We start from the raw sequence: 24,834 nt of genomic DNA, 5'->3' as shown, positions 1-24,834 counted from the left end.
CGGAAGTTAAGCTTCCCAGCGCCGATGGTACTGCACTCGGGAGGGTGTGGGAGAGTAGGTCACCGCCGGACAATTTTTGTTCGGGAAGGGCTCCATGCTTATGCGTGGGGCCCTTTCTGCGTTATAGGGCAGTTTGTGGCAGGCGCGCCGGTGGTCCCCGGGCACCGAAACCGCTGATCATCGGGTGGCCGGCGTGGGAGAGCGCTCTGTACGGTCAGTAGGGTTGAGGAGTGGACTATCGTGCGGTTGAACGCGCGATCATGGAGCGAGGCGTCGAGTGGGACTTCGAACCGACGCTGGACCGGATCGCGGCTCTCATGGACCTGCTCGGCTCGCCGCAGCAGGCGTACCCTGTCATACACATAGCGGGCACAAACGGTAAGACGAGCACGGCGCGCTTGACCGAGGCGCTGCTCAAGGAGCGCAACCTGCGCGTGGGCCGGTTCACCAGCCCGCATCTCGTCTCGGTTCGCGAGCGCATCACCGTCGACGGGGAGCCGCTGAGCGAGGAGCGTTTCGCCCAGGCGTACGAGGAGATCGCCCCTTACGTTGAGCTGGCCGACACGCAGGGCCGGCGGATTCAGTTCTTCGAGTTGCTGACGGCCATGGCCTTCGCCACGTTCGCCGACACTCCGGTGGACGTGGCGGTCATCGAGGCGGGCATGGGTGGCTCCTGGGACGCCACGAACGTCGCGGACGGCACCGTGGCGATCATCACTCCGATCTCGCTCGACCACACGGACAGGCTCGGGCCCGACATTCCGAGCATCGCCGGTGAGAAGGCGGGCATCATCAAGCCCGGTGCCACGGCCATACTCGCTCAGCAGGAGATCGAGGCCGCCCAGGTGCTGATGCGGCGGGCCGCCGACGTCGGCGCGGTGGTCGCGCGTGAGGGGCTTGAGTTCGGCGTGCTGGCCCGCGATGTGGCGATGGGCGGGCAGCTGCTCACGCTACGCGGCCTCAAGGGCGTCTACGAGGAGGTTTACCTGCCGCTCTACGGTGAGCACCAGGCGAGCAACGCGGTCTGCGCGCTGGCCGCTGTGGAGGCTCTGACGGGGGGCGACGACCCGCTCGACGTCGAGATCGTACGGCAGGCGTTCGCGCAGGCGTCGTCCCCGGGGCGGATGGAGATCCTGCGGCGCGATCCCACAGTCGTCGTCGACGCGGCGCACAACCCGGGCGGCATGCAGGCGTCGATCGAGGCCATGCAGGAGGCGTTCGACTTCGCCAAGGTCGTCGGCGTCGTCGCGATGATGCGTGACAAGGACGTGCACACCCTGCTCGACCTGCTGGAACCGATTCTCGACGAGATCGTCGTCACGCGTAACTCCTCTCCCCGGTCGATGTCGCCCGCCGAGCTGGCGGCAGTGGCCATACCCCTGTTCGGTGAGGACAGGGTGCGGATCGTCGAACGTATCGACGAGGCCATCGACATGGGCATCGGGATCGCCGACGCTCAAGGCGAGTTCAGCGGCACGGGCGTGCTCATCACGGGCTCGGTCGTGACGGCGGGAGATGCCCGTCATCTGCTTAAGGCGGATAGTTTGTGATGAACTTTCAGGTCACTCCAGGCATGCGTCGGCTCGGCGCCAGCGTGCTCGGGATGGAGGCCGTCGTCTGCGGATTGATTACGCCGGTGGCGATCAACAGCGGTGTCGAGACGGCGGTGGCGGTCACTGTCGGTATCGGGCTCGCGGTGCTGTGCGTGGTCGTCGCCGGGCTGCTCAAGCGGCCCTTCGCGTACGTCGCGGGCAGTATTCTGCAGGTCCTGGCCATCGGCGCGGGGTTCCTCGTGCCGGCGATGTTCTTCCTAGGAGTGATCTTCGCGGCGCTATGGATTACCGCGATATTCGTCGCTCGCCGTGTCGAGGGCGTGACTTCCCGCTAAAGTCGGCGAACATGGCCGTCCCCCCGATCCAGCGGTCCCCGAACGCGCCGAGCGCGGGACCCAGCGCAGGCGTCAGGTTCCCGTGGTTGCTCGACTCGGTTCTCGGGCTGCTCATCATCGTCGCCTTGCCACTGGCGATCATCGCGATCCCCAACACCGTGTCCGTGGTCTCGGGGCTGTTGCCCGAGGGCTTCGACAAGCTGGCGCTGATGCGCGCGCACGGGCTGGCGCTCCCGGCGATGATTCTCACGGTGCCGCTCGCCGCGGTGGCGCTGCGCCACGTCAAGGTCCCGCACATGCTGCTCGGCGGGCTCGCCGTGCTCGCCCTCGCCGATGCCGCGGGCGGGTTCGCGGGCTCGACGTTCCTGGTTGCGGTGCTGCGGGTGCTGCACGGGGTCGGCGCGGGCCTGCTCATTCCCGCCACGCTGGTCGCGGCCTGGGAGCGTCCCATGGCGTTGCGCGCCATCTGGACAGGCATGCTGTCGTTCAGCCTGCTCACCGCCCAGGCGCTCGCGCTGTGGCCGCTCGACGACGTGGACGACTGGAGGGTCACGCTCCAGCCGTACCCACTGCTGACGGGCATCGCCCTCGCGCTGGCGGCCGTCTACTTCGTCGCCTGGCTGCTGCGGGGCCAGCCCCCGATGCCCAAGCCACGGGCCGGCGAATCCAGCCGACTGCTGCTCGCGAGCGTGCCCGCGGTGGGCATCGCCGTGGTCGCCATCAGCACCGCGAGTGAGGAGTGGGGGGCCGGCCTGGTCATCCTGCTGGCCGTGCTGGCGATCGTGGCGCTGCTCGTGATGGCCTACCTCGGCAGCCGCGAGGGACGCACGCTGGCGTATGTGATGGTCGCGGTCGGCATCGTGTTGCTGCCGAGCCTGGCTCAGGTCACCTACGTAGAGATGCGCGGCCTCGGCGGACCGGGCTTGCTCGGCGGGCCGGGCACAACCGGGCTGTGGATCCCGTTCCTGGTGGCGGGCCTGCTGGCGCTGGCGGCTGCCGTCGCGGTGCGGCTGTTCGCGGGTGCGCGGTGGCTGGTGCCGCTGGGGCTGCTGGCGATGGTGGTCGGTCTGTGTTCGGTGCGGGTCGTGGTGCCGGCGGCCGATGGGCTCGTGCTGGTGATCCCGTTCACGCTGCTGGCGGCGGGCGCGGCGGTGGCGCTCACGTCCGCGCTCAGCCAGGTGGGCATCGGGGCGGCGCTGTTCGGGTTGGCGCTGTGTTTTCCCGGTGTTCTGGCTGGTTATCTGCTGGCCACCGGGGTGCAGCTGAAGATGCTGCGTGGAGTCACGGTGGCGCAGCAACTGGTGGACCGGTTCGTGGGCACGTTGCATCTGTGGTCGCTGATCGGCGGGTTTCTTGTGGTGGCGGTCATCGTCTTGGCCGAGCTGCTTACACGGCGGGCGGCTCCGGTGGTCGACGCGTCGTTGGTGGACGGTGAGTCGGTTTCTTCGACCGATGATCTGGCTTCTTCGCCGGGTGCGGAGGTCGCTGGGGAAGGCTCGGATGCCGAGGCGGAGTCCCGTGCGCTGGGGGGTGACGGGTCTGGCCGTCGCCGGTCGCGCTCGGGGGTGGATGCCGTTGAGGTGCCTGCCCAGCCGGGGGGTGGGGATGAGGATCGGCCTACTGGGGCGATACCTCGGGTCTCCGGGTCCGATCCGGTGACCGACTTCTCTGGTCATGGGGCGGCTGCCAGGGGAGAGCGGGCGTCCGGGTCTGGTGGCGCCGGGAAGGCGGCCTCCAGCGCCGCTGACGGCGCGGCTGGCGGGGATGCTGCGGGTACGGAGGGGGCGGCCGAGGTGACCGGTCCGGTCCCGCCTGTCCCGCCCCAGGCCCAATCGCCCGAGGACACCACCTCCCCGTAGGACCGCTTGCCAGGGATGCCGCCTGCCTGCCTGTGGGCCGAGCATTTCTGGATGCTGAGTGCGGACAACCACAGCTGGTGGTTGGCGCGTCGGTGAGGGGCCATACAGGCGCGGTCGGGTGGATGGCGCTCCCGGCGGTTGGGTTACACGGATACGCGTGGTTGGCGCAGGTTGTACGGCTGCCGGTCGGGTTGCCCGGCGCGGATAGATGGCGCGCCAGAGAATGGGCCGTACAGGGTGGCGTGCCAGTGCGTGGGTCTACGGGCTGGCGCGCACGTGAGCGGGTCGCCCAGGTGGGCGTCGATGCGGCTTGATGGTGGGACGCGGGGGAGCAGTCGTGGGGCGGTAAGCTGAGCGGCAGCCACCTTGACGCGTGTGGTCTGCGTCCCGGGGCCGATTCCCCCCGTGGGAGCCAGGCCGGTGCATGTGGCCGCCACTCCGACCCACACCCTGTTCGAAGGAGAACCTCAAGTGTCCGAGCGCACTCTTGTCCTGATCAAGCCCGACGGGGTGAAGCGTGGCCTCATCGGTGACGTGATCGCCCGTGTGGAGCGCAAGGGCCTGAAGGTCGCGGCGATGGACCTGCGCACTCTCGACGTCGACACCGCCAAGGCCCACTACGCCGAGCACTCCGAGCGCCCGTTCTTCGGTGAGCTGGTCGAGTTCATCACCTCGGGGCCGCTGGTCGCGCTGGTGCTGGAGGGGCCGCGCGCCGTCGAGGCGTTCCGCGCGCTGGCGGGGCTCACGGACCCGGTCAAGTCGGCGCCCGGCACGATCCGCGGCGACCACGCGCTGGAGATCGGCGAGAACATCGTCCACGGCTCCGACTCGCCCGAGTCGGCCGCGCGGGAGATCAAGATCTTCTTCCCGGACCGGTTCTAGCTCTTCCTGTTCTTCTCGAGCGCCCGCCACGATGGCGGGCGCTTTTTTTGTGCTGTTTCGCGGAGCCAAGACCCGCCGCGCGGGACCGCACGCGTCGTCGAGGTGACCGCGTCTTTTACGATCTTGTACGGCCGGCCCGGTGAGCCCCGCCCACCGCACGGGGCCGGGGCCTGTCCAGGGGCACGCTCCTCCGGTGGAGGTGGCCGCGCGCCGTGACGTGCGTGTCGCCGGCCGTGTGCCGTGGACAGCGCTGAGCCCGACGGGAGGCGTGTCAAAACGGTGCAAAACGGAGGACGAATGTTGTCCGTCGTCTGCGGTGACATCGGGGCTTCCGGATGGGCTCAAGAATTTGTGGGGCACAGGGGGCTCATTGCGTGCCCTGGTGGGTAACGTCACGTTACGATTCGAATTCGATCCGTAGTCATTCGCGAACGACGTTACGGAAGGCTCCGTTCCCCATGGGCAGCAAGCTCGCGTTTCTCGGCCGTGATATGGCGGTCGACCTCGGCACCGCCAACACGCTGGTCTACGTGCGCGGCCGGGGCATCGTGCTCAATGAGCCGTCGGTCGTCGCGATCAACACTGTCACCGGGAAGATCGTCGCGGTCGGCATCGAAGCCAAACGCATGATCGGGCGGACGCCGGGAAACATCGTGGCCGTCCGACCGCTCAAAGACGGCGTGATCGCCGATTTCGATGTCACCGAGCGGATGCTGCGATATTTCATCCAAAGGGTGCACAAGAGGCGGCACTTTGCCAAGCCGCGCATCATCATCGCCGTGCCCAGCGGCATCACAGGGGTCGAGCAGCGGGCGGTGAAGGAGGCCGGCTACCAGGCCGGGGCGCGCAAGGTCTACATCGTCGAGGAGCCGATGGCCGCGGCGATCGGCGCGGGGCTGCCGGTGCACGAGCCGACCGGCAACATGGTCGTCGACATCGGCGGCGGCACCACCGAGGTGGCCATCATCTCCATGGGCGGTGTGGTGACCAGCCAGTCGATCAGGGTCGGCGGCGACGAGCTCGACCAGGCGGTGATCACCTTCGCGAAGAAGGAATACTCCCTCATGCTCGGCGAGCGCACCGCCGAGGAGATCAAGATGGCCATCGGTTCTGCATGTCCCATGGGTGAGGATTCGCATGCCGAGATCCGCGGCCGTGACCTGGTCAGCGGCCTGCCGAAGACGATCGTGGTGTCCGGTGAGGAGATCCGCAAGGCCACCGAGGAGCCGGTCAACACCATCGTCGACGCCGTCAAGACCACGCTCGACAAGTGCCCGCCGGAGCTGTCCGGCGACCTGATGGATCGCGGCATCGCGCTCACCGGTGGTGGCGCGCTGCTCAAGGGCATGGAAGAGCGCGTCAGGGCCGAGACGGGGATGCCCGTCCACCTCGTCGAGAACCCCCTCGACTCGGTGGCGCTCGGCTCGGGCAAGTGCGTCGAGGAGTTCGAGGCGCTGCACCAGGTGCTCGTACCGGAGTCACGTCGCTGATGAAAGAGTCGCGCCACGCCCGGCTGATCCTAGGAACGCTGCTCACGGTGGCGCTGGTCATCCTGACCGTCGACCACCGGGCTGGCGCTGCCTCGCCACTGTGGCCGCTGCGCGCGATGGGTTCCTGGTTCTTCGGCACGGTCGAGGAGGCCGGCGGCTCGGTGGTCCGGCCGGTCGGAGGCTTCTTCCACGCCATCGTCAACGCCCCCGGCGCCCAGCGCGAGCTCGACCGGGTCAAGGCCGAGAACGCCAAGCTGCGGGCCGGCCTGGCCGCGGGCCGGCTCGATGCCGCCCGCTCCGCGGAGCTGAAGCGCCTGCTCGGGACGGCGGGGCTCGGCGGTTACAAGATCGTGACGGCGAACGTGCTCGCCAGGCGCGGCCAGCCCGGCTTCGAGGACGCCATCGAGATCGACGTCGGCACCAGTGACGGCGTACGCCCCGAGATGACCGTGCTCAACAGCGATGGGCTGGTCGGCCGGGTCATCCAGGCGTCCGCCGACACCTCGACCGTGGTGCTGATCAGCGACCCGGGCTCGGCCGCCGGCGCCAGGCTCGAAGGCGGCCAGGAGATCGGCGTCGTGCACGGGGTGGGGGAGAACGGGCGGCTCGTACGGTTCCGGCTGCTGGACTCGACGGCGGCGATCAACCGCGGCGGCCGCATCGTCAGCTTCGGCTCCCAGCGCGGCGCGCCGTACGTGCCCGGGGTGCCGATCGGGGTGATCGAGCGGGTGGAGGCGACGCCGGGCGAGCTGACCCGCATCGCGTATGCCAGGCCGTACGCCGACCTGACGGCGCTCGACGTGGTCGGCGTGGTGGTGGGGGCGCCCGCGAAGGACCCGAGGGACGCCGTGCTACCACCCAAGGAGGGGCCGGGATGATTGTCGGGTTGTGCGTGCTGGCGGCGGTGTTGTTGCAGGTCATGCTGGTCAACCGGCTGGCGTTGCCGGGAGGGGGAGCACCCGACCTGGTGCTGCTGGCCGTGGTGGCGATGGCGCTGCTGCGCGGGCCGGTGGCGGGGACGGTGATCGGGTTCTGCGCCGGGCTGCTGGTCGACGTCGTGCCGCCGACGGCGCATCTGGTGGGGCAGTACGCGTTCGTGTTCGCGCTGGTCGGCTATGTCGCCGGGCGGGGGGTCGGCGGCCCGGCCACCACCGTCGTCCTGTGCGTGCTGATGGCGCCGCTGGTGGCCACCGCGCTCGGCGGCTTGATCGCGGATCCGCGGGTGACGCTCTCGACCCTGACCGATCAGGTTCCGGTGACGGTCGTCTACACGCTGATCGTCTCGCCGCTGGTCATCTGGCTGATCACCCGTGACAGGCCGCAGCCGAGGTTTCCGCAATGATCAGGATGCGGACCCGGTTGGTCGTGCTCCAGGTGATCGTGATGGCGGTGCTGGCGGTGCTCAGCCTGCGGCTGTGGCAGGTACAGGTGGTGCGGGGGCAGGAGCTGGTCACCAGGGCCACGGAGACCAGGACGCGTTCGGTGATCGTGCCGGCCGTGCGCGGGCAGATACTCGACTCCTCCGGTCGGCCGCTGGTGCGCAACCAGACCTCACTGGTCGTCTCGATCGACCGGACGGGGCTGATCAGGATGCCCGAGCAGGGCGTTCCGGTCCTGCGCAAGCTCGGTGAGGTGCTGGGCGAGCCGGTCAAGCAGCTGCAGAAGCGCATCACGCCGTGCGGGCCCGGGGTGAGCAAGCCCTGCTGGACCGGCTCGCCGTACCAGCCGATCCCGGTGGAGGAGCGGGCGGACACCCGTGAGGCGCTGCAGATCCTGGAGCGGCAGGAGGAGTTCCCCGGCGTCTCCGCCGAGGTCCAGTCCGTCAGGCAGTATCCCGGCGGCAAGGCCGGCGCGCAGATGCTCGGCTACCTGCAGCCGGTCACCGCGGCCGAGCTGGAGAAGCGCGAAGGGTTGAAGGCCGCCTTCTCCGGCGTCGATCTGGTCGGGCGCGACGGCCTCGAGTACATCTACGACGACGAGCTGCGCGGCAAGGCCGGGCTGCGCCGGGTGCAGGTCGACAGGATGGGCAAGGCCATCGGGGTGGAGGAGCAGGTGGCGCCCGTCAGCGGCGACACGCTGGTCACCAGCATCGACGCCCGTGTGCAGACCCTGGCCGAGGAGGCGTTGCAGCACGCGATGAAGAACGCCCCCAAGGCGGACGGCGCCGCCGCGGTCGTGCTCGAACCCAAGACCGGGCGGGTGCTCGCGCTGGCCAGCGCGCCCGGCTACGACCCGGCCGTCTGGGCGGGTGGCATCTCGGACCGCGGCTACCAGCGGCTGCTGTCGGACTCCACGGGCAAGCCGCTGGTGTCGCGGGCGCTCAACGGGATGTTCGCGCCCGGTTCGACGTTCAAGGTGTCGTCGGTGACCTCGATGCTGCGGGCCGGGTACCCGCTGAACGGCACCTACGACTGCCCGGGTGCGGTCATGGTGGGCGATCGGGCCTTCCACAACTTCCACGGCATCGGCCTCGGCACCATGAACCTGCACACCGCACTGGTCAAGTCATGCGACACGATCTTCTACAGCGCGGGCTACGCCCAGTGGCTCAAGGACGGCGGGCTCAATCCCAAGAAGACGCCGAAGGAGGTGTTCGCCAACACGGCCAAGGCGTTCGGGTTCGGCAAGCCGACGGGCATCGACCTGCCGGGCGAGTCGGCCGGGCGCATCCCCGACCGCGCCTGGAAGAAGAACATGTGGGCCCAGACCAGCGGCAACAGTTGCCGGCGCGCCAAAACCGGCTATCCGGAGGTGGCCGACAAGTCGCGGGCGGAGTTCCTCAAGCGGCTGGCCAACGAGAACTGCCTCGAAGGCTTCCTGCTGCGGGCGGGCGACTCGGCCAACTTCTCGATCGGCCAGGGCGATGTGCTGGTGACGCCGCTCCAGCTGGCCAGGGCGTACGCGGCGCTGGTGAGTGACGGGAAGCTGCGCAGCCCGCGCATCGGCTGGGCGACAGTCCGGCCCGACGGCGCGCTGGTCAGGCGCATCGACGTGCCGGTGGTCGGCGAGCTGCCGCTGTCGAAGAAGGAACGTCTCTACATCAAGGACGCGCTCAGCGACGTACCCTCCGACGGCACCGCGGCGGGGGCGTTCGCCGGCTTCCCGATGGACAAGGTGCGGATCGGCGGTAAGACCGGCACCGCGGAAGTGTGGGGCAAGGAGGATACCTCCTGGTTCGCCTCGTTCGCGCCGACCAACGATCCGCACTTCGTCGTGGTCGTGATGGTCTCGCAGGGCGGGATGGGCGCCTCCACCGCAGCGCCCGCCGCACGCGAGATCTACGAGGGCATCTTCGGCTTCGGTAAACATGGCAAACCCGCGTTGCCCGGGGGCCGGCCGGTGTCGAAGCTGCCGAAGATCGCGGCCGACGGCACAGTGACGGACAGCACCGTGACGGACGGCACGGTCACCGAGGGCACGATGGCGGGCAAGACGGGGACGCGCACCACGGTGGTGGACAGCACAGGGGAGGGCGGCACGGGCAAGGACACCACGGGGGAGGGCGTCACGGAGGCAGGGGGATGATGGACCGCACGCTGATGGGCGGGCGGCGCTCGTTCGCCCGGCGGGCGGTGGGCGCGCAGTCGGCCATGTGGCGGCTCGACGGGGTGATGCTGGTGGCGGTCGCCGCGCTCTGCGTGATCGGCACGCTGCTGGTCTGGTCCTCGACCCGCACCTGGGCGCCTGGCTCGACGGGACTGGTCAAGAAGCACCTGCTCAACGTCGTCATCGGGACGCTGTTGTGCTCGGCGGTGACCGTTGTCGACCATCGCGCGATACGGGCGTACGCGCCGCTGGCGTTCCTGCTCTCCCTGGCCGGGCTGGGACTGGTGATCACGCCGCTGGGTGCGACGATCAACGGCTCACACTCGTGGATCCTGCTGGGCGGCGGCTTCGCCGTGCAGCCGTCGGAGTTCGCCAAGCTCGGCCTGCTGCTCATCATCGCGATGCTGCTGGCCCAGCCCGGCGAGGGCAGCGATCGGCCGCGCGGGCTGGACGTCGGGTTCGCGCTGTTCGCCGCGGTGCTGACGATGGGGCTGGTGATGTTGCAGCCCGACCTCGGCACCACGCTGGTGCTGGCCGTGATCACGGCCGCCGGGCTGGTGATCGCGGGAGTGCGCAAGAGGTGGATCATCCTGCTGACGCTGATCGCCGGGGCCGGGGTGTTCTGCGTGTTCGCGTTCCAGATGCTGGAGCCGTACCAGATCGCGCGGTTCACCGCCTTTCTCGATCCGCGCGTCGATCCGCGCGGGGTCGGTTACAACAGCACGCAGTCGCTGATCGCCATCGGCTCGGGGCAGCTGTTCGGCAAGGGGCTGTTCGACGGCGGGCAGACGACCGGCCGGTTCGTGCCCGAGCAGCACACCGACTTCATCTTCACGGTCGCGGGGGAGGAGTTCGGGTTTCTCGGCTCGCTCACCGTGGTGCTGCTGCTCGGCGTGGTGCTGGTGCGCGGGCTGAGGATCGCGAGGCTGTGCGACGACAGGTTCGGCACGCTCGTGGCCGGGATGATCGTGTGCTGGCTGGCGTTCCAGACATTCGTCAACATCGGCATGACCATCGGCATCATGCCGATCACGGGGCTGCCGCTGCCGTTCGTCTCGTACGGGGGGACGGCCACATTCGCGAATCTCATCTCGATCGGGCTGCTTCAGTCGATCAGAATCCGCGAACAGACGTTTAATTAGAAGTATGTTTCTGGCCTACTGCGACGAGTGCGAGGAGCGCTTCCTCCTGCCCGCCAGCCATGTCACAGCCGTACACAACCTCGCCAGCGGCGTCATCGCCGTCGAGCTGACCTGCTACGAGGGACACAAGATCATCGTCCTCAGCGGGAACGACATCGACATCCCGGGACCTGCCACGGTCTGAGCGCCGCTACCCTGGGTGCTATGACTGTCGAGTCGATTTTCCCCCGCCTGGAAGCGCTGCTGCCCAAGGTGCAGAAGCCCATCCAGTATGTCGGGGGTGAGCTTAACTCGACCGTGAAGGACTGGGATTCCGCCGATGTGCGGTGGGCGCTCATGTATCCGGACGCGTACGAGGTCGGTCTGCCCAACCAGGGCGTCGCGATCCTCTACGAGATCCTCAACGAGTTGCCCGCCACGCTGGCCGAGCGGACCTATGCCGTCTGGCCCGACCTCGAGGCGCTGATGCGCGCCGAGGGCATACCGCAGTTCACCGTGGACGCCCATCGGCCGGTGCGCGCCTTCGACGTGCTCGGCCTGTCGTTCTCCACGGAGCTCGGCTACACCAACATGCTCAACGCGCTCGACCTGGCGGGCATCCCGCTGCTGGCCGTCGATCGGGGCGACGACGATCCGATCGTGCTGGCGGGCGGCCACGCGGCCTTCAACCCCGAGCCGATCGCCGACTTCCTCGACGCGGCCGTGCTCGGCGACGGCGAGCAGATCGCGATCGCCATCTCCGAGGTCATCCGCGAGTGGAAGGCCGAGGGCAGCCCCGGCGGGCGCGACGAGCTGCTCATGCGGCTGGCCGAGTCCGGCGGCGTCTACGTGCCGAAGTTCTACGACGTCGACTACCACCCCGACGGCCGCATCAAGCGGGTCGCGCCCAACAGGTCCGACGTCCCGTGGCGGGTGCACAAGCACACGGTCATGGACCTCGACGAGTGGCCATACCCGAAGAAGCCGCTGGTCCCGCTGGCCGAGACCGTGCACGAGCGGTTCAGTGTGGAGATCTTCCGCGGCTGCACGCGCGGCTGCCGCTTCTGCCAGGCGGGCATGATCACCCGCCCGGTCCGCGAGCGGTCGATCACCACGATCGGCGCCATGGTCGAGAACGGCATCAAGGAGTCCGGCTTCAACGAGGTCGGCCTGCTGTCGCTGTCGTCCGCCGACCACTCCGAGATCGGCGAGGTGGCCAAGGGCCTGGCCGACCGCTACGAGGGCACCAACACCTCGCTGTCCCTGCCCTCGACCCGGGTCGACGCGTTCAACATCGACCTGGCCAACGAGTTCTCCAGGAACGGCCGGCGCTCCGGTCTGACCTTCGCCCCGGAGGGCGGGTCCGAGCGCATGCGCAGGGTGATCAACAAGATGGTCACCGAGGAAGACCTGATCCGCACCGTCACCACCGCCTACTCGCAGGGCTGGCGGCAGGTCAAGCTCTACTTCATGTGCGGGCTGCCGACCGAGACCGACGAGGACGTGCTCGGCATCGCCGACCTGGCCAAGAAGGTCATCAAGGCGGGCCGCGAGATCACCGGGTCGCGCGACATCCGGTGCACCGTCTCCATCGGCGGATTCGTGCCCAAGCCGCACACGCCGTTCCAGTGGGCGAGCCAGGCCGACCACGAGACCGTCGACCGGCGGCTCAAGGCGCTGCGTGACTCGCTGCGCGGCGACAAGAATTACGGCAGGGCCATCGGCTTCCGCTACCACGACGGCAAGCCGTCGATCGTGGAGGGCCTGCTGTCGCGCGGCGACCGCCGGGTCGGCGCGGTGATCCGGGCCGTCTGGGAGGACGGCGGGCGCTTCGACGGCTGGAGCGAGCACTTCTCCTACCAGCGCTGGATGGCCGCGGCCGAGAAGGCCGGCATCGACGTCGACTGGTACACCGTGCGGGAGCGCGAGGAGAACGAGGTCCTGCCATGGGACCACCTCGACGCCGGGCTCGACCGCGAATGGCTCTGGCAGGACTGGCAGGAGGCCGTGTCCGGGACCGAGGTCGAGGACTGCCGCTGGACTCCGTGCTACGACTGCGGCGTCTGCCCGACCATGGGCACGGACATTCAGATCGGCCCGACAGGTAAGAAACTCCTTCCTCTCACGGTGGTCTAGCCGCGCTGAGTGCGCGGTCCATGCCTCGCCGTACATGATCCGGGACGGTGCGGCTCCGGAGCGGCATATCCTGAGACGAAGGAACTCTTACACGGGAAGGACGACCAGCTCTGAAACCTGTTCCCGAAGGGCCTCCGCCCGCGCCTACGGTGCAGCGCCTGCGTGTGCGCTACGCCAAGCGCGGACGTCTGCGCTTCACCAGCAGCCGCGACATCTCACGGGCCGTCGAGAGGGCGGTCCGCCGTGCCGGCATTCCGGTGGCTTTCAGTGCGGGCTTCTCACCCCATCCGAAGATCTCCTACGCGGGTGCGGTGCCGACCGGCGTCGCCAGCGAAGCCGAATACCTCGAGATCGGCGTCACGAAACCGTGCGAACCTGGACGGATACGTGATGACCTGGACGGCTCGCTGCCGCCCGGTCTCGACGTGCTCGACGTCGTAGAGGCCACCGTTGGTGGGCTGGCCGACCGCTTGGAGGCATCTGAGTGGGATGTGCGGTTGCCCGGCGCCGACTGGGAGCTCGCGGAGACGGCGGTGGCGAAATTCCTCGCCGCCGAGGCCGTGGAGGTCGAACGCCTGACCAAGAAGGGGCCCCGACGCTTCGACGCCCGGGAGGCGGTGTTGAGGCTCGAGGTGCCCGAGGGGACAGACAGAACCGCAGCTCAGGTGCCCGGACAGTCGTGTGTCATACTGCGCATGGTTGTTCGGCACGTGATTCCTGCCGTACGACCCGACGATGTGCTCACAGGGCTACGCCTTGTGGCCGACTTCGCGCCGCCGGTTCCCCCCGAGGTGACCAGGCTGGCGCAGGGGCCGCTTGACGCCAGCACCGGTGCGCTTGCCGACCCGCTCGACCTGGACCGCGACATTACGCGCGGCGGCGAGGCGGGTTCGGCGGGTGAGCATCCGGCGAGTGAGTACGTCGACGGTTAAGGACGTGCCTTGCGTGAGCGGGGTACGACCGCTGACAGGACTTGGCGCCTGCGCCCCTTCCGAGGGGCGCGGGCGGACAACGAGACACGAGAGCTCCTGCGCGGCGCGGCGACGCGCCCGGGAGCTGACGGGAGAGCGCCCGCATGCTCGAGAACGAGCCCCAGGGCGGGGCCAACGGCCCCGGCGGGGAGACAACTGAACAGCCCGCGGTGACCAAGCGTCGCCGTTCCGCGAGCCGGCCGGCGGGACCGCCGCCCGAGCTGCCCGACGAGTCGTCGCCCACGATGACAGCCACGGTCCCGGCCGATACGGCCGAGCCCGCGAGCTCGGTCGAGACCGCCGTGGCCCAGGCCGCGAATGACGTCGTGGCGCAGGCCACCGATGGCGCTGTGGCACAAGATACCGATACCGCTACCGAGGAGAAGCCCAAGAGGGCCACGAGGACTCGGTCGACGGCGACGACGACGCGCCGCCGTACCAGCAAGAAGGCCGCAGAGGCCGACGGCGAGGTCGCGGAGGTCGCGCAGGACACCAGCGGTGGGGTCCCTGAGAGCGTAACCGCCGGCGGCGATGCTGTCGTGAGTACTCCAGAAGCGGCTGAGGGGGGCGAGCAGGCCGTTGAGGCCGCTCCCGCCAAGCGTCGCCGCACCCGTAAGAAGACAGAGCCTGAGGAGGCCGCTCAGAGCGTCGAGGCGGAGCCCGGACGGTCCGCCGAGGTCGCGGCGGGCGTCGGTGAGGTGGCCGCCGAGCGGTCCGGCACCGCCGACGCCGATGAGGACGTCGTCGAGCTCCTGCCCGAGGACGAGCCGCTGGACGACGAGCCCGCCGGCGAGGACCTCGACGAGGACGACCGGCCGAACCTGCTGGCCGACCCGTTCGGCCTGTCCGCGCGGACGCAGCGCCAGCAGGGCACCGCGTTCCAGCGCCCGGCCGCCATCTTCGCGCCGCTGTTCCAGGCCCCGGACCCGACCCAGGCCAAGCCCGCCGCGACCCGGCGTCCCGAGCCGCAGCCGCAGCCCGAGCCGCCGGCCCCCGAGCCCGAGGAGGCCGCGGAGGCGGTCACGGACGAGGAGGCCGACGCCGCCGACGACGAGCAGGAGGAGGAGGGCGGCAGCCGCCGCCGCCGTCGCCGCCGTGGCGGAAGGGGCCGTGGCAAGGCGCGCGAGCGTGACGACTCCGACGACGAGTCCGACGAGTCCGACGACGAGCAGGGCGACGAGCCTCAGGAAGAAGAGGCGTCCAGCTCCCGCCGGCGGCGCCGCCGCAGGCGTCGCGGTGCCGACGACGGCTCCGAGCCCGCGGTCGACGACCCGCCCAACACCGTGGTGCGCATCCGCGCGCCGCGCACGGGCCGTGCCGCCGCGCACGATGTCTCCGCCGACGGTGTGCAGAGCGTGCGCGGCTCCACCAGGCTCGAGGCCAAGAAGCAGCGCCGTCGTGAGGGCCGCGAGCTCGGCCGCCGGCGTCCGCCGATCATCACCGAGTCGGAGTTCCTGGCCAGGCGTGAGTCGGTCGACCGGATGATGGTGGTGCGCCGCCAGGGCGACCGCACACAGATCGCGGTGCTGGAGGACGGCGTGCTCGTCGAGCACTACGTCAACCGCGAGGCCAGCCAGTCCTACGTCGGCAACGTCTACCTCGGCAAGGTGCAGAACGTGCTGCCGTCGATGGAGGCCGCCTTCGTCGACATCGGCAAGGGCCGCAACGCCGTCCTGTACGCCGGCGAGGTCAACTTCGACACTGCGGGACTGGAAGGCCAGCCCAAGCGCATCGAGGCGGCCCTAAAGTCCGGCCAGTCGGTGCTGGTGCAGGTCACCAAGGACCCGATCGGCCACAAGGGCGCCCGCCTGACGTCGCAGATCAGCCTGCCGGGCCGCTACCTGGTGTACGTGCCCGACGGCTCGATGACCGGCATCAGCCGCAAGCTGCCCGACAAGGAGCGCACCCGGCTCAAGAGCATCCTGAAGAAGGTCATGCCCGAGAACGCCGGCGTCATCGTCCGCACGGCCGCGGAGGGCGCTTCGGAGGACGAGCTGGCCCGCGACGTGGCCCGCCTGTCGGCGCAGTGGGAGAACATCCAGAAGAAGGCCAAGTCGGCCAGCCCGCCCGAGCTGCTCTCGGCGGAGCCGGACCTGACCGTCCGGGTGGTCCGCGACGTCTTCAACGAGGACTTCACCTCGCTGGTCGTGCAGGGTGAGGAGGCGTGGGAGACGGTCGACGAGTACGTCAAGTACGTCGCGCCGCACCTCGGCGAGCGCCTGGCCAAGTGGGACACCGAGCAGGGCGACGTGTTCGAGTCGTACCGGATCGACGAGCAGCTCAGCAAGGCGATGGACCGGAAGGTCTGGCTGCCCAGCGGCGGCTCGCTGGTGATCGACCGCACCGAGGCGATGAGCGTCGTCGACGTCAACACCGGCAAGTTCACCGGGCAGGGCGGCAACCTCGAAGAGACCGTCACGCGCAACAACCTGGAGGCGGCGGAGGAGATCGTCCGCCAGCTCAGGCTCCGCGACATCGGCGGCATCATCGTGATCGACTTCATCGACATGGTGCTGGAGTCCAACCGTGACCTCGTGCTGCGGCGGCTGCTGGAGTGCCTGGCGCGCGACAGGACCAAGCACCAGGTGGCGGAGGTGACCTCGCTGGGCCTGGTCCAGATGACGCGTAAGCGGGTCGGTCAGGGGCTCCTGGAGGCCTTCTCCACGCCGTGTGACTGCTGCAACGGGCGGGGTCTGATCGTCTCCACGGAGCCGGTCGAGGCCAAGCCGGAGCCGCGCGGCACCCAGGGCAAGATGGCCATCGAGAAGGCGGTCTCGGACAAGGTCTCCGCGGCCAAGGACTCCGGCAGCCGTGATACCGTGACCGATGCGCTTGAAGACGTCCCGGCTGAGGACGACCAGGCGGGTCAGACTTCCGGCAGGGGGCGGCGACGCTCCCGCCGAGCCAAGTCAGCCGAGTAGCCAGGCGCTCCCGCAAGGGAGCGCTCCTCGGTGGACTACCCCGACGATCCGTCCGGTTCGACCAGGGCACCGTTAATCCGGTACTCTTGAGAATCGGTGCGTCCAGCGGCGTGCCCTGTTCGCGCGCCTACTCGGTTCGTCGGTTCCAGACAGCACCGAATGCCGGGCGCAGCATTCAGAAGTCAGTAGAAGGGTTCCGCGGTGTACGCGATCGTTCGTTGCGGCGGCAGGCAGCAGAAGGTCTCCGTCGGTGACGTCCTCGAGGTGGACAAGGTCGCCGGCGAGGTCGGCTCTTCGGTTTCGCTGCCCACGGTGCTCGTCGTCAACGACGGCGATGTGACCACGGAGGCGGGCAAGTTCATGGTGAGCGCCGAGATTCTCGGTGAGACCAAGGGCCCGAAGATCCGCATCCTCAAGTACAAGAACAAGACCGGTTACAAGAAGCGCCAGGGTCACCGCCAGCGGTACACCCAGGTGAAGATCACCGGTATCGACCAGGCCTGAGCGGGAGTTAGCAGAGATGGCACACAAGAAGGGCGCGTCGTCCACCCGGAACGGCCGTGACTCCAACGCGCAGCGCCTGGGCGTCAAGCGCTTCGGCGGCCAGCTGGTCAACGCGGGCGAGATCATCGTCCGGCAGCGTGGCACGCACTTCCACCCCGGTGACAACGTCGGGCGCGGTGGCGACGACACGTTGTTCGCGCTGTCCGCCGGCCACGTGCAGTTCGGTCTCAAGCGCGGACGCCGCGCCGTGAGCATCGTTCCGGTGGCGGAGTAGATTTTCTAGAGTTTCCTGCTCAGGGGCGGATCGGGTTCTCGATCCGTCCCTGAGTGCGTTTTCACGGTGTACGGCTCTCGCGCGCCGTGACATACGCGTTCTTGGCCCCGGTCCGTGGACTGGGTTATGTGATGGGCCTTGATCGGCCTAGGAGGAGGGGCCGGGATGGCTGACTTTGTGGACCAAGTGGTGCTGCACATCAAGGCCGGTGACGGGGGCAACGGGTGTGCGTCCGTCCACCGGGAGAAGTTCAAGCCGCTGGGCGGGCCCGACGGCGGTAACGGCGGGCGCGGCGGCGCGGTGATCCTTGAGGTGGATCCCAACACCTCCACGCTGCTCGAATACCACCACAGGCCACATCGCAAGGCCGACAACGGCAAGCAGGGCCAGGGGTCCAACCGGGACGGGGCCAACGGCGGGGATGTGATCATTCCCGTGCCCAATGGGACGGTCGTCAAGGACGCCGACAGCGGTGAGGTGATCGTCGACCTGGTGGGCGTCGGGACCCGGTACGTCATCGCCGAAGGCGGCTACGGCGGGCTCGGTAACGCGGCGCTGGCCTCCACGAAGCGCAAGGCGCCCGGGTTCGCGTTGCTCGGGGAGCCGGGGGACGCGCTCGACGTCATGCTGGAGCTCAAGAGCGTCGCCGACGTGGCGCTCGTCGGGTTCCCCAGCGCGGGGAAGTCGTCGCTGATCGCGGCCCTGTCCGCGGCCCGGCCGAAGATCGCCGACTACCCGTTCACCACCCTGATCCCGAACCTGGGCGTGGTGACCGCGGGCGAGACCGTGTTCACCGTGGCCGACGTGCCGGGGCTGATTCCGGGGGCGTCGCAGGGCAAGGGGCTCGGGCACGAGTTCCTGCGCCACGTCGAGCGGTGCGACATGCTCGTTCATGTCATCGACTGCGCCACCATGGAGCCGGGACGCGACCCGATCACCGACTACCAGGTGATCGAGGCCGAGCTCGAAGCGTACGGCAAGCTCGAGGACCGCCCCCGCATGGTCGTCCTGAACAAGGCCGACGTGCCCGACGCCCGTGAGCTGGCCGATCTGGTCAGGGGCGAGTTCGAGGAGCGGGGGCTGAAGGTGTTCACCGTCTCGGCCGCCACCCACGACGGGCTGCGGGAGCTGACGTTCGCGATGGGCGAATGGGTGGCCGCCGCCAGGGCCGCCAAGCCCGTCGAGGAGCCCACGCGCCTGGTGCTCAGGCCCAAGCAGCTCGGCGAGGCCGGGTTCAAGGTCCGCCGGGTCAACGACAACCTCTTCCAGATCACCGGCGAGAAGCCCGAGCGCTGGATCAGGCAGACCGACTTCACCAACGACGAGGCCGTCGGCTACCTGGCCGACCGGCTGGAGCGGCTCGGTGTCGAGGAGCAGCTGGTCAAGGCCGGGGCCACGGCGGGCGCCGAGGTCGTCATCGGGTCGATGGAGGGCGGGTACGTCTTCGACTGGCAGCCCACGCTCAACGCCGAGTCCGTACGACAGGGACCGCGCGGCAGCGACAACAGGTTCGGCTAGAGAAGCTCTCAGACCCGGGCGGTGGGCGGGAAACCGGGCGGAGACGGGTGGCCGGGCTCAGATAGGCTTCGTAGCGTGCGGGAACAGATCAGCTCAGCGTCAAAGGTCGTCGTCAAGGTCGGTTCGTCGTCGCTCACCACCCCCCAGGGGACGATCGACGTCGACCGGGTCGACGCCCTGGTCGACGTGCTGGCCGCCCGTCGCCGCGCCGGGACGCAACTGGTCCTGGTCTCCTCGGGGGCGATCGCGGCGGGCCTGGGCCCGCTGGGGCTGCCCGCGCGCCCCCGCGACCTGGCCACCCAGCAGGCCGCCGCGTCCGTCGGCCAGGGCGTGCTGGTCGCCCGCTACACCTCCTCCTTCGCCCGCTACAGCCTGCGCGTCGGACAGGTGCTGCTGACCGCCGACGACATGATGCGCCGCGCCCACCACGCGAACGCCCAGCGCACCCTCAACCGGCTGCTGGAGCTCGGCATCGTGCCGATCGTCAACGAGAACGACACCGTCGCCACCGACGAGATCCGCTTCGGCGACAACGACCGCCTGGCGGCCCTGGTCGCCCACCTCATCCACGCCGACGCGCTGGTCCTGCTCTCCGACGTCGACGCCCTCTACGACGGCCCGCCGAGCCGCAGCGGGTCGCGGCGGCTGGCCGAGATCCGCGGCCCACAGGACCTGGTCGGCGTCGAGCTGGGCAAGAACGGCGCGGCCGTCGGCACCGGCGGCATGGTCACCAAGGTGCAGGCCGCCAGGATCGCCACCGGCGCCGGGGTGCCCGTCGTGCTGACCGCCGCCGCGCACGCCGCCCAGGCGCTGGCCGGGGCCGATGTCGGGACCTATTTCCACCCGGGCGGCCGGCACCCCGGCACCCGGCTGCTCTGGCTCGCCCACGCGACCACGGGACGCGGGCGGCTGCTGCTCGACGCTGGCGCGGTGGAGGCCATCGTCGCCAGGCGCAAGTCGTTGCTGCCCGCCGGGGTCACCTCGGTGGAGGGCGACTTCGCGGCCGGAGACCCGGTGGACCTGTGCGGGCCGCGCGGCGCGGTGGTGGCGCGGGGGCTCGTCAACTTCGACGCGGTGGAGATTCCCGGGCTGCTCGGCCGCTCGACCCGGGAGCTGGGCAACGAGCTCGGTCCGGAATACGAACGCGAGCTGATCCACCGCGACGACATCGTCATACTGGAAGCCCACAACTAAGCAGCCGGGGCGCTGAGAGTCCCCCGCAGAGGAGCGTGTGATGTCCGAGGAGTTCCTGAAGGTCGCCCGCGCGGCGCGAGAGGCCGCCGCCGAGCTGGCCCCGCTGCCGCGGGCGCCCAAGGACCGGGCGTTGCGCGCCATCGCCGACGCGCTCGTCGCCCACACCGCCGAGATCGTCGAGGCCAATGCCAAGGACGTGGCGCAGGTGCGGGAGCAGGGCACGCCCGAGGCCATGATCGACCGGCTGCGCCTCGACGGGCGCCGGATCCAGGCCATCGCCGAGGCCGTCCACCAGGTGGCCGACCTGCCCGACCCCGTCGGCGAGGTGATCCGCGGCAGCACGCTGCCCAACGGCCTGGAGCTGCGCCAGCTCCGGGTGCCGCTGGGCGTGATCGGCATCATCTACGAGGGCCGCCCCAACGTCACCGTCGACGCCGCCGCGCTCTGCCTCAAGAGCGGCAACGCGGCCCTGCTCAGGGGCTCGTCCAGCGCCTATTCCTCCAACACCGTGCTGGTGCGGGTCATGCAGGAGGCGCTGGAGGGCACCGAGGTGCCCTCCGGGGCGGTGCAGCTCGTGCCCGGTCTCACGCGCGACTCCGTCAAGGAGCTGATGCGAGCCCGCGGCCTGGTCGACGTGCTGATCCCGCGCGGTGGCGCGTCGCTGATCAACTCGGTGGTCGAGGAGTCGACGGTCCCGGTGATCGAGACCGGCGTCGGCAACTGCCACGTGTACATCGACGCCGACGCCGACCTGGACCTGGCCGTCGACATTCTGATCAACGCCAAGGCGCAGCGGCCGTCGGTGTGCAACGCGGCCGAGACGTTCCTGGTCCACGCCGGGGTCGCCGACGCGTTCGTGCCCAGGGCGCTGCAGGCGCTCAAGGACGCGGGCGTGACCGTGCACGGCGACGACCGGATCGCCGCCTACGGCGAGGTCGAGCCGGCCACCGAGGACGACTTCCTCGCCGAATACCTCTCGCTCGACATCGCCGCCGCCGTCGTCGGCTCGCTGGAGGAGGCCGTCGCCCACATCCGGCGCTACGGCTCGGGTCATACCGATGCCATCGTCACCCGGTCGCAGCAGGCGGCGCGCAGGTTCGTGTCGCTGGTCGACTCGGCGGCCGTCGCGGTCAACGCCTCCACCCGGTTCACCGACGGCGCCGAGTTCGGGTTCGGTGCGGAGATCGGGATCTCCACCCAGAAACTGCACGCGCGCGGCCCGATGGGCCTGCCCGAGTTGACGTCCACCAAATGGGTCTATACCGGCGAAGGGCATCTACGCACGTCAGCCGGTACGGTCATTCCCAGGTCAGGGGCCTGACGGGATTGGGCAGCGGCGGCGTGTCGGTGTGACCGGTCAGCGGAGGAGCTCGGTTGACTGGACCTCATGGAGATGGTCATCGCCCTGGCCTGCTCGGCCGCGGTGCTGTTCGGCGCGGACCGGCTGCTGCTCTGGCTGGAGAGCCGCGGCCACATCCACTGGCGAAGGAAGGGCCGCAAGGACCTGTCGACGGAACCCACGACCGAGCTCGACAGCATGCTGTCCGAGCAACCCCGCCAATAAAGCTTCGGCGCGCCGCAAGCGCTTTCAGCGTTCCCAGCGCTAGGGTTGTGTCCCTTATGGGCGCGCCGGGCGGGGAGGGACGGTGACCAAGCTCGGCAAGGTCGGGCCGTACACCCTGCTTGAGAGGCTCGGCCGGGGTGGAATGGGCGAGGTTTACCTCGCCAGCTCCCGCCGTGGCGAGCGGGTCGCCCTCAAGGTCCTGCACGAGCTGGCCGAAGACCACTCCATGCGGGTCAGGCTCGAACGCGAGGTCCGGGCCCTGCGCCGGGTTGAGAGCCCGTACGTGGCCAAGGTGCTCGACGCCGACCTGTCGTGCGACCGGCCATACCTCGTCATGGAGCACATCGAGGGCTCCACGCTGCTCGATCGGGTACGCCACAGCGGCCCGCTCAACATGGCGCAGCTGGTCGAGCTGGCGCAGGGCATCGCCACCGCGCTCGCGATCATCCACGCGGCCGGGGTGGTGCACCGCGACCTCAAGCCCGCCAACATCCTCATGGGCGCCGAGGGCCCGGTCCTCATCGACTTCGGCATCGCGCAGGTGCACGACGCCACCCGGCTCACCATGACCGGCACCTTCCTCGGCACGCCCGGCTACACGGCGCCCGAGATCTTCGCCGACGAGCAGGTCGACTCGCCCGCCGACATCCACGCGTGGGCGGCGACGGTGTCGTTCGCGGCGACCGGGCGGCCGACGTTCGGGCGGGGGACGGCCGAGGCGCAGATGTACGCGGTGCTCAACGGGCAGGCCGACCTCAAGGGCGTGCCGGTGGCGCTGCTGTCGCTGGTGCGGGCCGCGCTGAACCGCGAGCCGGGCAAGCGCCCCACGGCCGCGCTGCTCGCCGACCGCCTGTCACGGCTGGCCAAGGTGACCAGCCCGCCCGAGCCCGATCCTGCCCGTGCGGTGTCGCCGGCCGAGGAGGGCGCCGCGGTACGCGGCCGGACCGGGGAGGAGGCCAAGCCGCGCACTCGTACGGCGGAGGACGTCAAGCCGCGTAGCCGCACCGGTGAAGAGGCCAAGCCGCGTAGCAGGACCGGTGAGGAGGCCAAGCCACGCACTCGTACGGCCGCTGACGACGGGAAGGTTCCCGCGCCGCGTACGCGGTCGAACGCGGACGGGAAGGTCCCGGCGCCTCGAGGCCGTACGAACACGGACGGAAAGGTGCCCGCTCCCCGGGGCCGGATGGCCACGGACGGAAAGAGCGCGGTGCTGCGGAGCCGTACGGGCGAGGGCGTGAAGGCCACGCCCGTACGGAGCCGCGCGAGGGCCGTGACCGGGAAGCCCCGGACGGCGGGCACCCGCGACACCGGGCTCAGGTCGGAGTCGGGCGCCACCGCGTTGCCCGCGGGCAACGCGGCGCTGCTGTTGCTCGCCGTGCTGGCCGTGCCGTGTGTGGTGGCGTCGGTGATCTGGCCGATCGCGACGATCGGGATCACCGCCGTGTTCGTGTTGCTGACCAGGACGCTCTGGATGAGCCACTGGATGGTCAGGAAGCGCGTGTCACGCCGGGTCAGGGTGACCCTGCGCGTGGTGCTCTTCCCGTTCGCGTTCGCCGGGGCGACCGCGACCGCCGTGGCGTGGCCGGGCGTGCCCGTCGCGATGGCGGCGGGTGGCGCGCTCTGGCTGATCGGTGGCGGTCAGATCGACTCCGACTGGTGGCAGCAGCCCGCGCCGGTCACCGCCGCGGGTGTCGTGTTCGGGATGCTGTGCGGCGGCATCACCGGACGCGAGATCGAGCGGGTCGGCGCTCGTCTGCCGGACCTGCGCAGGGAAGGGTTGCGCGCACTGGCCGTGCTGGGCGGGTTCGTCGCCCTGTGCGCGGCGGCTGTGCGCGCTATCGCGTTGCTTCTTTAACTGCTGAACGCTGCTTTGACCACTGAATGCTTCTCTGACTGCTGAACGCTGTTGTGGCTGCTGAGCTAGCCTTGGCCGCCGTCGCGGCGGGAGAAGCGGTTGAAGATGCGCTCGCCCGCGTTGACCGCGCCCTCTGCCACGTCGCGCAGCACGCCGATGAACGGATCCTGCGACTGGGACCACGACGCGCGGTAGGACTCGGCCGCGGCCTTGATCTCGTCGGTGACGCGGGCGTTCGGGTCGTCCTCCCTGCGCGGGTAGTCGCCGCCGAGGATGCGCTCGTACTCGCCGCCGCGGTGCCACTTGTCGAGCTCGGCCACGCGCACCACGGCGAACGGGTGGGTGGTGCCGAGCAGGTTGAGCACCTTGAGGAAGCCGTCGCGAAGGTCGCCCGCGGTGTCGTATTCCTGGTACTGCTCCAGGAACGCCTCGATGTTCATCTCGTGGGTGTAGGCGCCGCCGGCCAGCTTCATCAGCGCGCGCTTGGCCGCGTCGGGGTCCTGGCCGGTGAGCAGGCCGCCGCGGTCGGAGGAGAGCTCCGACTTGCGGTACCACTCCTCCAGGCCAGCGACGATCGCGCGCAGGCCGATGTAGCCGAGCGGGATCCAGGCGACGCGGGTGGCCAGGCGGGTGAGGATGTCGAGCATCGTCCGATAGACGGCGTGACCCGACAGGATGTGCGAGGTCTCGTGCCCGATGACGAAGCGCTGCTCCTCCTCGTTCATGAGGTTGAGCAGGCCGGTGGTCACGACGATGAACGGGTCGTCGAAGCCGATGGCCTTGGCCTGGACCTGCGGGTCCTGCTGAACGTAGATCTCGGGGATCCGGTGCAGGTCGAGGACGTAGGCGGCATCGCGGCCCATGTCGTAGAGGGAGCGGAACTGGGTCTCGCTCACGCGCACGGCCGACGCCAGGTACATCAGGCGCAGGCGGCGCTCACTGATGAGGCCGGACATCTGCTTAAGAACCGTGTCGAACCCACTCAACTTACGCAGAGCGACCAGCGCGGACCGGTCTGCGGGGTGTTCGTAGGCACGAGACGAGATGCCGGGCAGTTGGACGCGGTTTCGGTCCGGGGTGGTCGTCATGCCCGGCATGCTACGTCGGCAGC

21 protein-coding genes are annotated in these 24,834 nt (G+C 69.7%); 20 read left to right on the top strand and 1 reads right to left on the bottom strand.

What is annotated here, in order from left to right:
* Window positions 1-260: 260 nt before the first annotated feature.
* The 20 genes from ACGFNP_RS27525 (at window position 261) to ACGFNP_RS27430 (ending at window position 23,723) form a co-directional block, all read left to right on the top strand.
* On the top strand, window positions 261-1,550 hold the full coding sequence (locus ACGFNP_RS27525) for a bifunctional folylpolyglutamate synthase/dihydrofolate synthase (protein ID WP_393323667.1): 1,290 nt from the start codon (window positions 261-263) through the stop codon (window positions 1,548-1,550).
* The gene (locus tag ACGFNP_RS27520; protein WP_358331459.1) at window positions 1,550-1,888 is read left to right on the top strand and encodes a DUF4233 domain-containing protein; all 339 of its coding nucleotides are present in this window, start codon (window positions 1,550-1,552) and stop codon (window positions 1,886-1,888) included. The genes ACGFNP_RS27525 and ACGFNP_RS27520 overlap by 1 nt, the downstream gene beginning before the upstream one ends.
* Window positions 1,889-1,899: 11 nt before the next feature.
* Window positions 1,900-3,747 (top strand): hypothetical protein, encoded by a 1,848-nt coding sequence (locus tag ACGFNP_RS27515; protein ID WP_393323618.1) that lies wholly within the window; start codon window positions 1,900-1,902, stop codon window positions 3,745-3,747.
* Between the two features lie 471 nt (window positions 3,748-4,218).
* Window positions 4,219-4,629 carry a nucleoside-diphosphate kinase gene (gene ndk / locus ACGFNP_RS27510; protein WP_214642928.1) on the top strand — a complete coding sequence of 137 codons (411 nt, stop codon included), beginning with the start codon at window positions 4,219-4,221 and terminating at the stop codon, window positions 4,627-4,629.
* Between the two features lie 458 nt (window positions 4,630-5,087).
* Complete coding sequence (locus ACGFNP_RS27505) at window positions 5,088-6,119, top strand: rod shape-determining protein (protein ID WP_358331453.1); 1,032 nt, start codon at window positions 5,088-5,090, stop codon at window positions 6,117-6,119.
* A complete protein-coding gene (gene mreC, locus ACGFNP_RS27500; protein WP_358331450.1) occupies window positions 6,119-6,997 on the top strand; it encodes a rod shape-determining protein MreC in 879 nt (292 codons plus the stop codon). The genes ACGFNP_RS27505 and mreC overlap by 1 nt, the downstream gene beginning before the upstream one ends.
* Window positions 6,994-7,461 carry a rod shape-determining protein MreD gene (gene mreD, locus ACGFNP_RS27495; RefSeq protein WP_358331447.1) on the top strand — a complete coding sequence of 156 codons (468 nt, stop codon included), beginning with the start codon at window positions 6,994-6,996 and terminating at the stop codon, window positions 7,459-7,461. Before mreC ends, mreD begins: the two co-directional genes overlap by 4 nt.
* Window positions 7,458-9,644 (top strand): penicillin-binding protein 2, encoded by a 2,187-nt coding sequence (mrdA, locus tag ACGFNP_RS27490; RefSeq protein WP_393323612.1) that lies wholly within the window; start codon window positions 7,458-7,460, stop codon window positions 9,642-9,644. The genes mreD and mrdA overlap by 4 nt, the downstream gene beginning before the upstream one ends.
* Complete coding sequence (gene rodA, locus ACGFNP_RS27485; protein WP_358331441.1) at window positions 9,641-10,807, top strand: rod shape-determining protein RodA; 1,167 nt, start codon at window positions 9,641-9,643, stop codon at window positions 10,805-10,807. The genes mrdA and rodA overlap by 4 nt, the downstream gene beginning before the upstream one ends.
* 4 nt (window positions 10,808-10,811) lie before the next feature.
* Window positions 10,812-10,991 carry a hypothetical protein gene (locus ACGFNP_RS27480; protein ID WP_219532021.1) on the top strand — a complete coding sequence of 60 codons (180 nt, stop codon included), beginning with the start codon at window positions 10,812-10,814 and terminating at the stop codon, window positions 10,989-10,991.
* Between the two features lie 20 nt (window positions 10,992-11,011).
* Window positions 11,012-12,922, top strand: coding sequence for a TIGR03960 family B12-binding radical SAM protein (locus ACGFNP_RS27475; protein WP_358331436.1), 1,911 nt, complete (start codon window positions 11,012-11,014; stop codon window positions 12,920-12,922).
* 149 nt (window positions 12,923-13,071) lie between these two features.
* Window positions 13,072-13,854 (top strand): TIGR03936 family radical SAM-associated protein, encoded by a 783-nt coding sequence (locus ACGFNP_RS27470; protein ID WP_358331433.1) that lies wholly within the window; start codon window positions 13,072-13,074, stop codon window positions 13,852-13,854.
* Window positions 13,855-13,997: 143 nt separating this feature from the next.
* A complete protein-coding gene (locus tag ACGFNP_RS27465) occupies window positions 13,998-16,814 on the top strand; it encodes an Rne/Rng family ribonuclease (protein WP_393323606.1) in 2,817 nt (938 codons plus the stop codon).
* A gap of 201 nt (window positions 16,815-17,015) precedes the next feature.
* The gene (rplU, locus tag ACGFNP_RS27460; protein WP_103963887.1) at window positions 17,016-17,318 is read left to right on the top strand and encodes a 50S ribosomal protein L21; all 303 of its coding nucleotides are present in this window, start codon (window positions 17,016-17,018) and stop codon (window positions 17,316-17,318) included.
* A gap of 16 nt (window positions 17,319-17,334) precedes the next feature.
* Window positions 17,335-17,592, top strand: coding sequence for a 50S ribosomal protein L27 (gene rpmA, locus ACGFNP_RS27455; protein ID WP_219532025.1), 258 nt, complete (start codon window positions 17,335-17,337; stop codon window positions 17,590-17,592).
* A 165-nt stretch (window positions 17,593-17,757) separates the two neighbouring features.
* Complete coding sequence (obgE, locus tag ACGFNP_RS27450) at window positions 17,758-19,110, top strand: GTPase ObgE (protein ID WP_358331427.1); 1,353 nt, start codon at window positions 17,758-17,760, stop codon at window positions 19,108-19,110.
* A 75-nt stretch (window positions 19,111-19,185) separates the two neighbouring features.
* A complete protein-coding gene (gene proB / locus ACGFNP_RS27445; RefSeq protein ID WP_358331424.1) occupies window positions 19,186-20,304 on the top strand; it encodes a glutamate 5-kinase in 1,119 nt (372 codons plus the stop codon).
* 40 nt (window positions 20,305-20,344) lie between these two features.
* Window positions 20,345-21,625, top strand: a complete 1,281-nt coding sequence (locus tag ACGFNP_RS27440; protein ID WP_393323601.1) for a glutamate-5-semialdehyde dehydrogenase — start codon at window positions 20,345-20,347, stop codon at window positions 21,623-21,625.
* A gap of 66 nt (window positions 21,626-21,691) precedes the next feature.
* Window positions 21,692-21,868: a hypothetical protein gene (locus ACGFNP_RS27435; protein WP_358331418.1), complete on the top strand. Its 177-nt coding sequence runs from the start codon at window positions 21,692-21,694 to the stop codon at window positions 21,866-21,868.
* Window positions 21,869-21,950: 82 nt separating this feature from the next.
* The gene (locus ACGFNP_RS27430; protein WP_358331415.1) at window positions 21,951-23,723 is read left to right on the top strand and encodes a protein kinase; all 1,773 of its coding nucleotides are present in this window, start codon (window positions 21,951-21,953) and stop codon (window positions 23,721-23,723) included.
* A 65-nt stretch (window positions 23,724-23,788) separates the two neighbouring features.
* Here ACGFNP_RS27430 and ACGFNP_RS27425 read toward each other — a convergent pair whose 3' ends face one another.
* The gene (locus ACGFNP_RS27425; RefSeq protein ID WP_358331477.1) at window positions 23,789-24,820 is read right to left on the bottom strand and encodes a M48 family metallopeptidase; all 1,032 of its coding nucleotides are present in this window, start codon (window positions 24,818-24,820) and stop codon (window positions 23,789-23,791) included.
* Between the last annotated feature and the right edge of the window lie 14 nt (window positions 24,821-24,834).

This window comes from Nonomuraea sp. NPDC049269, assembly GCF_043197155.1.
GTDB lineage: Bacteria > Actinomycetota > Actinomycetes > Streptosporangiales > Streptosporangiaceae > Nonomuraea.
The sequence above is the reverse complement of the archived record's forward strand: the minus strand, read 5'-3'. Positions and strand labels throughout refer to the sequence as shown.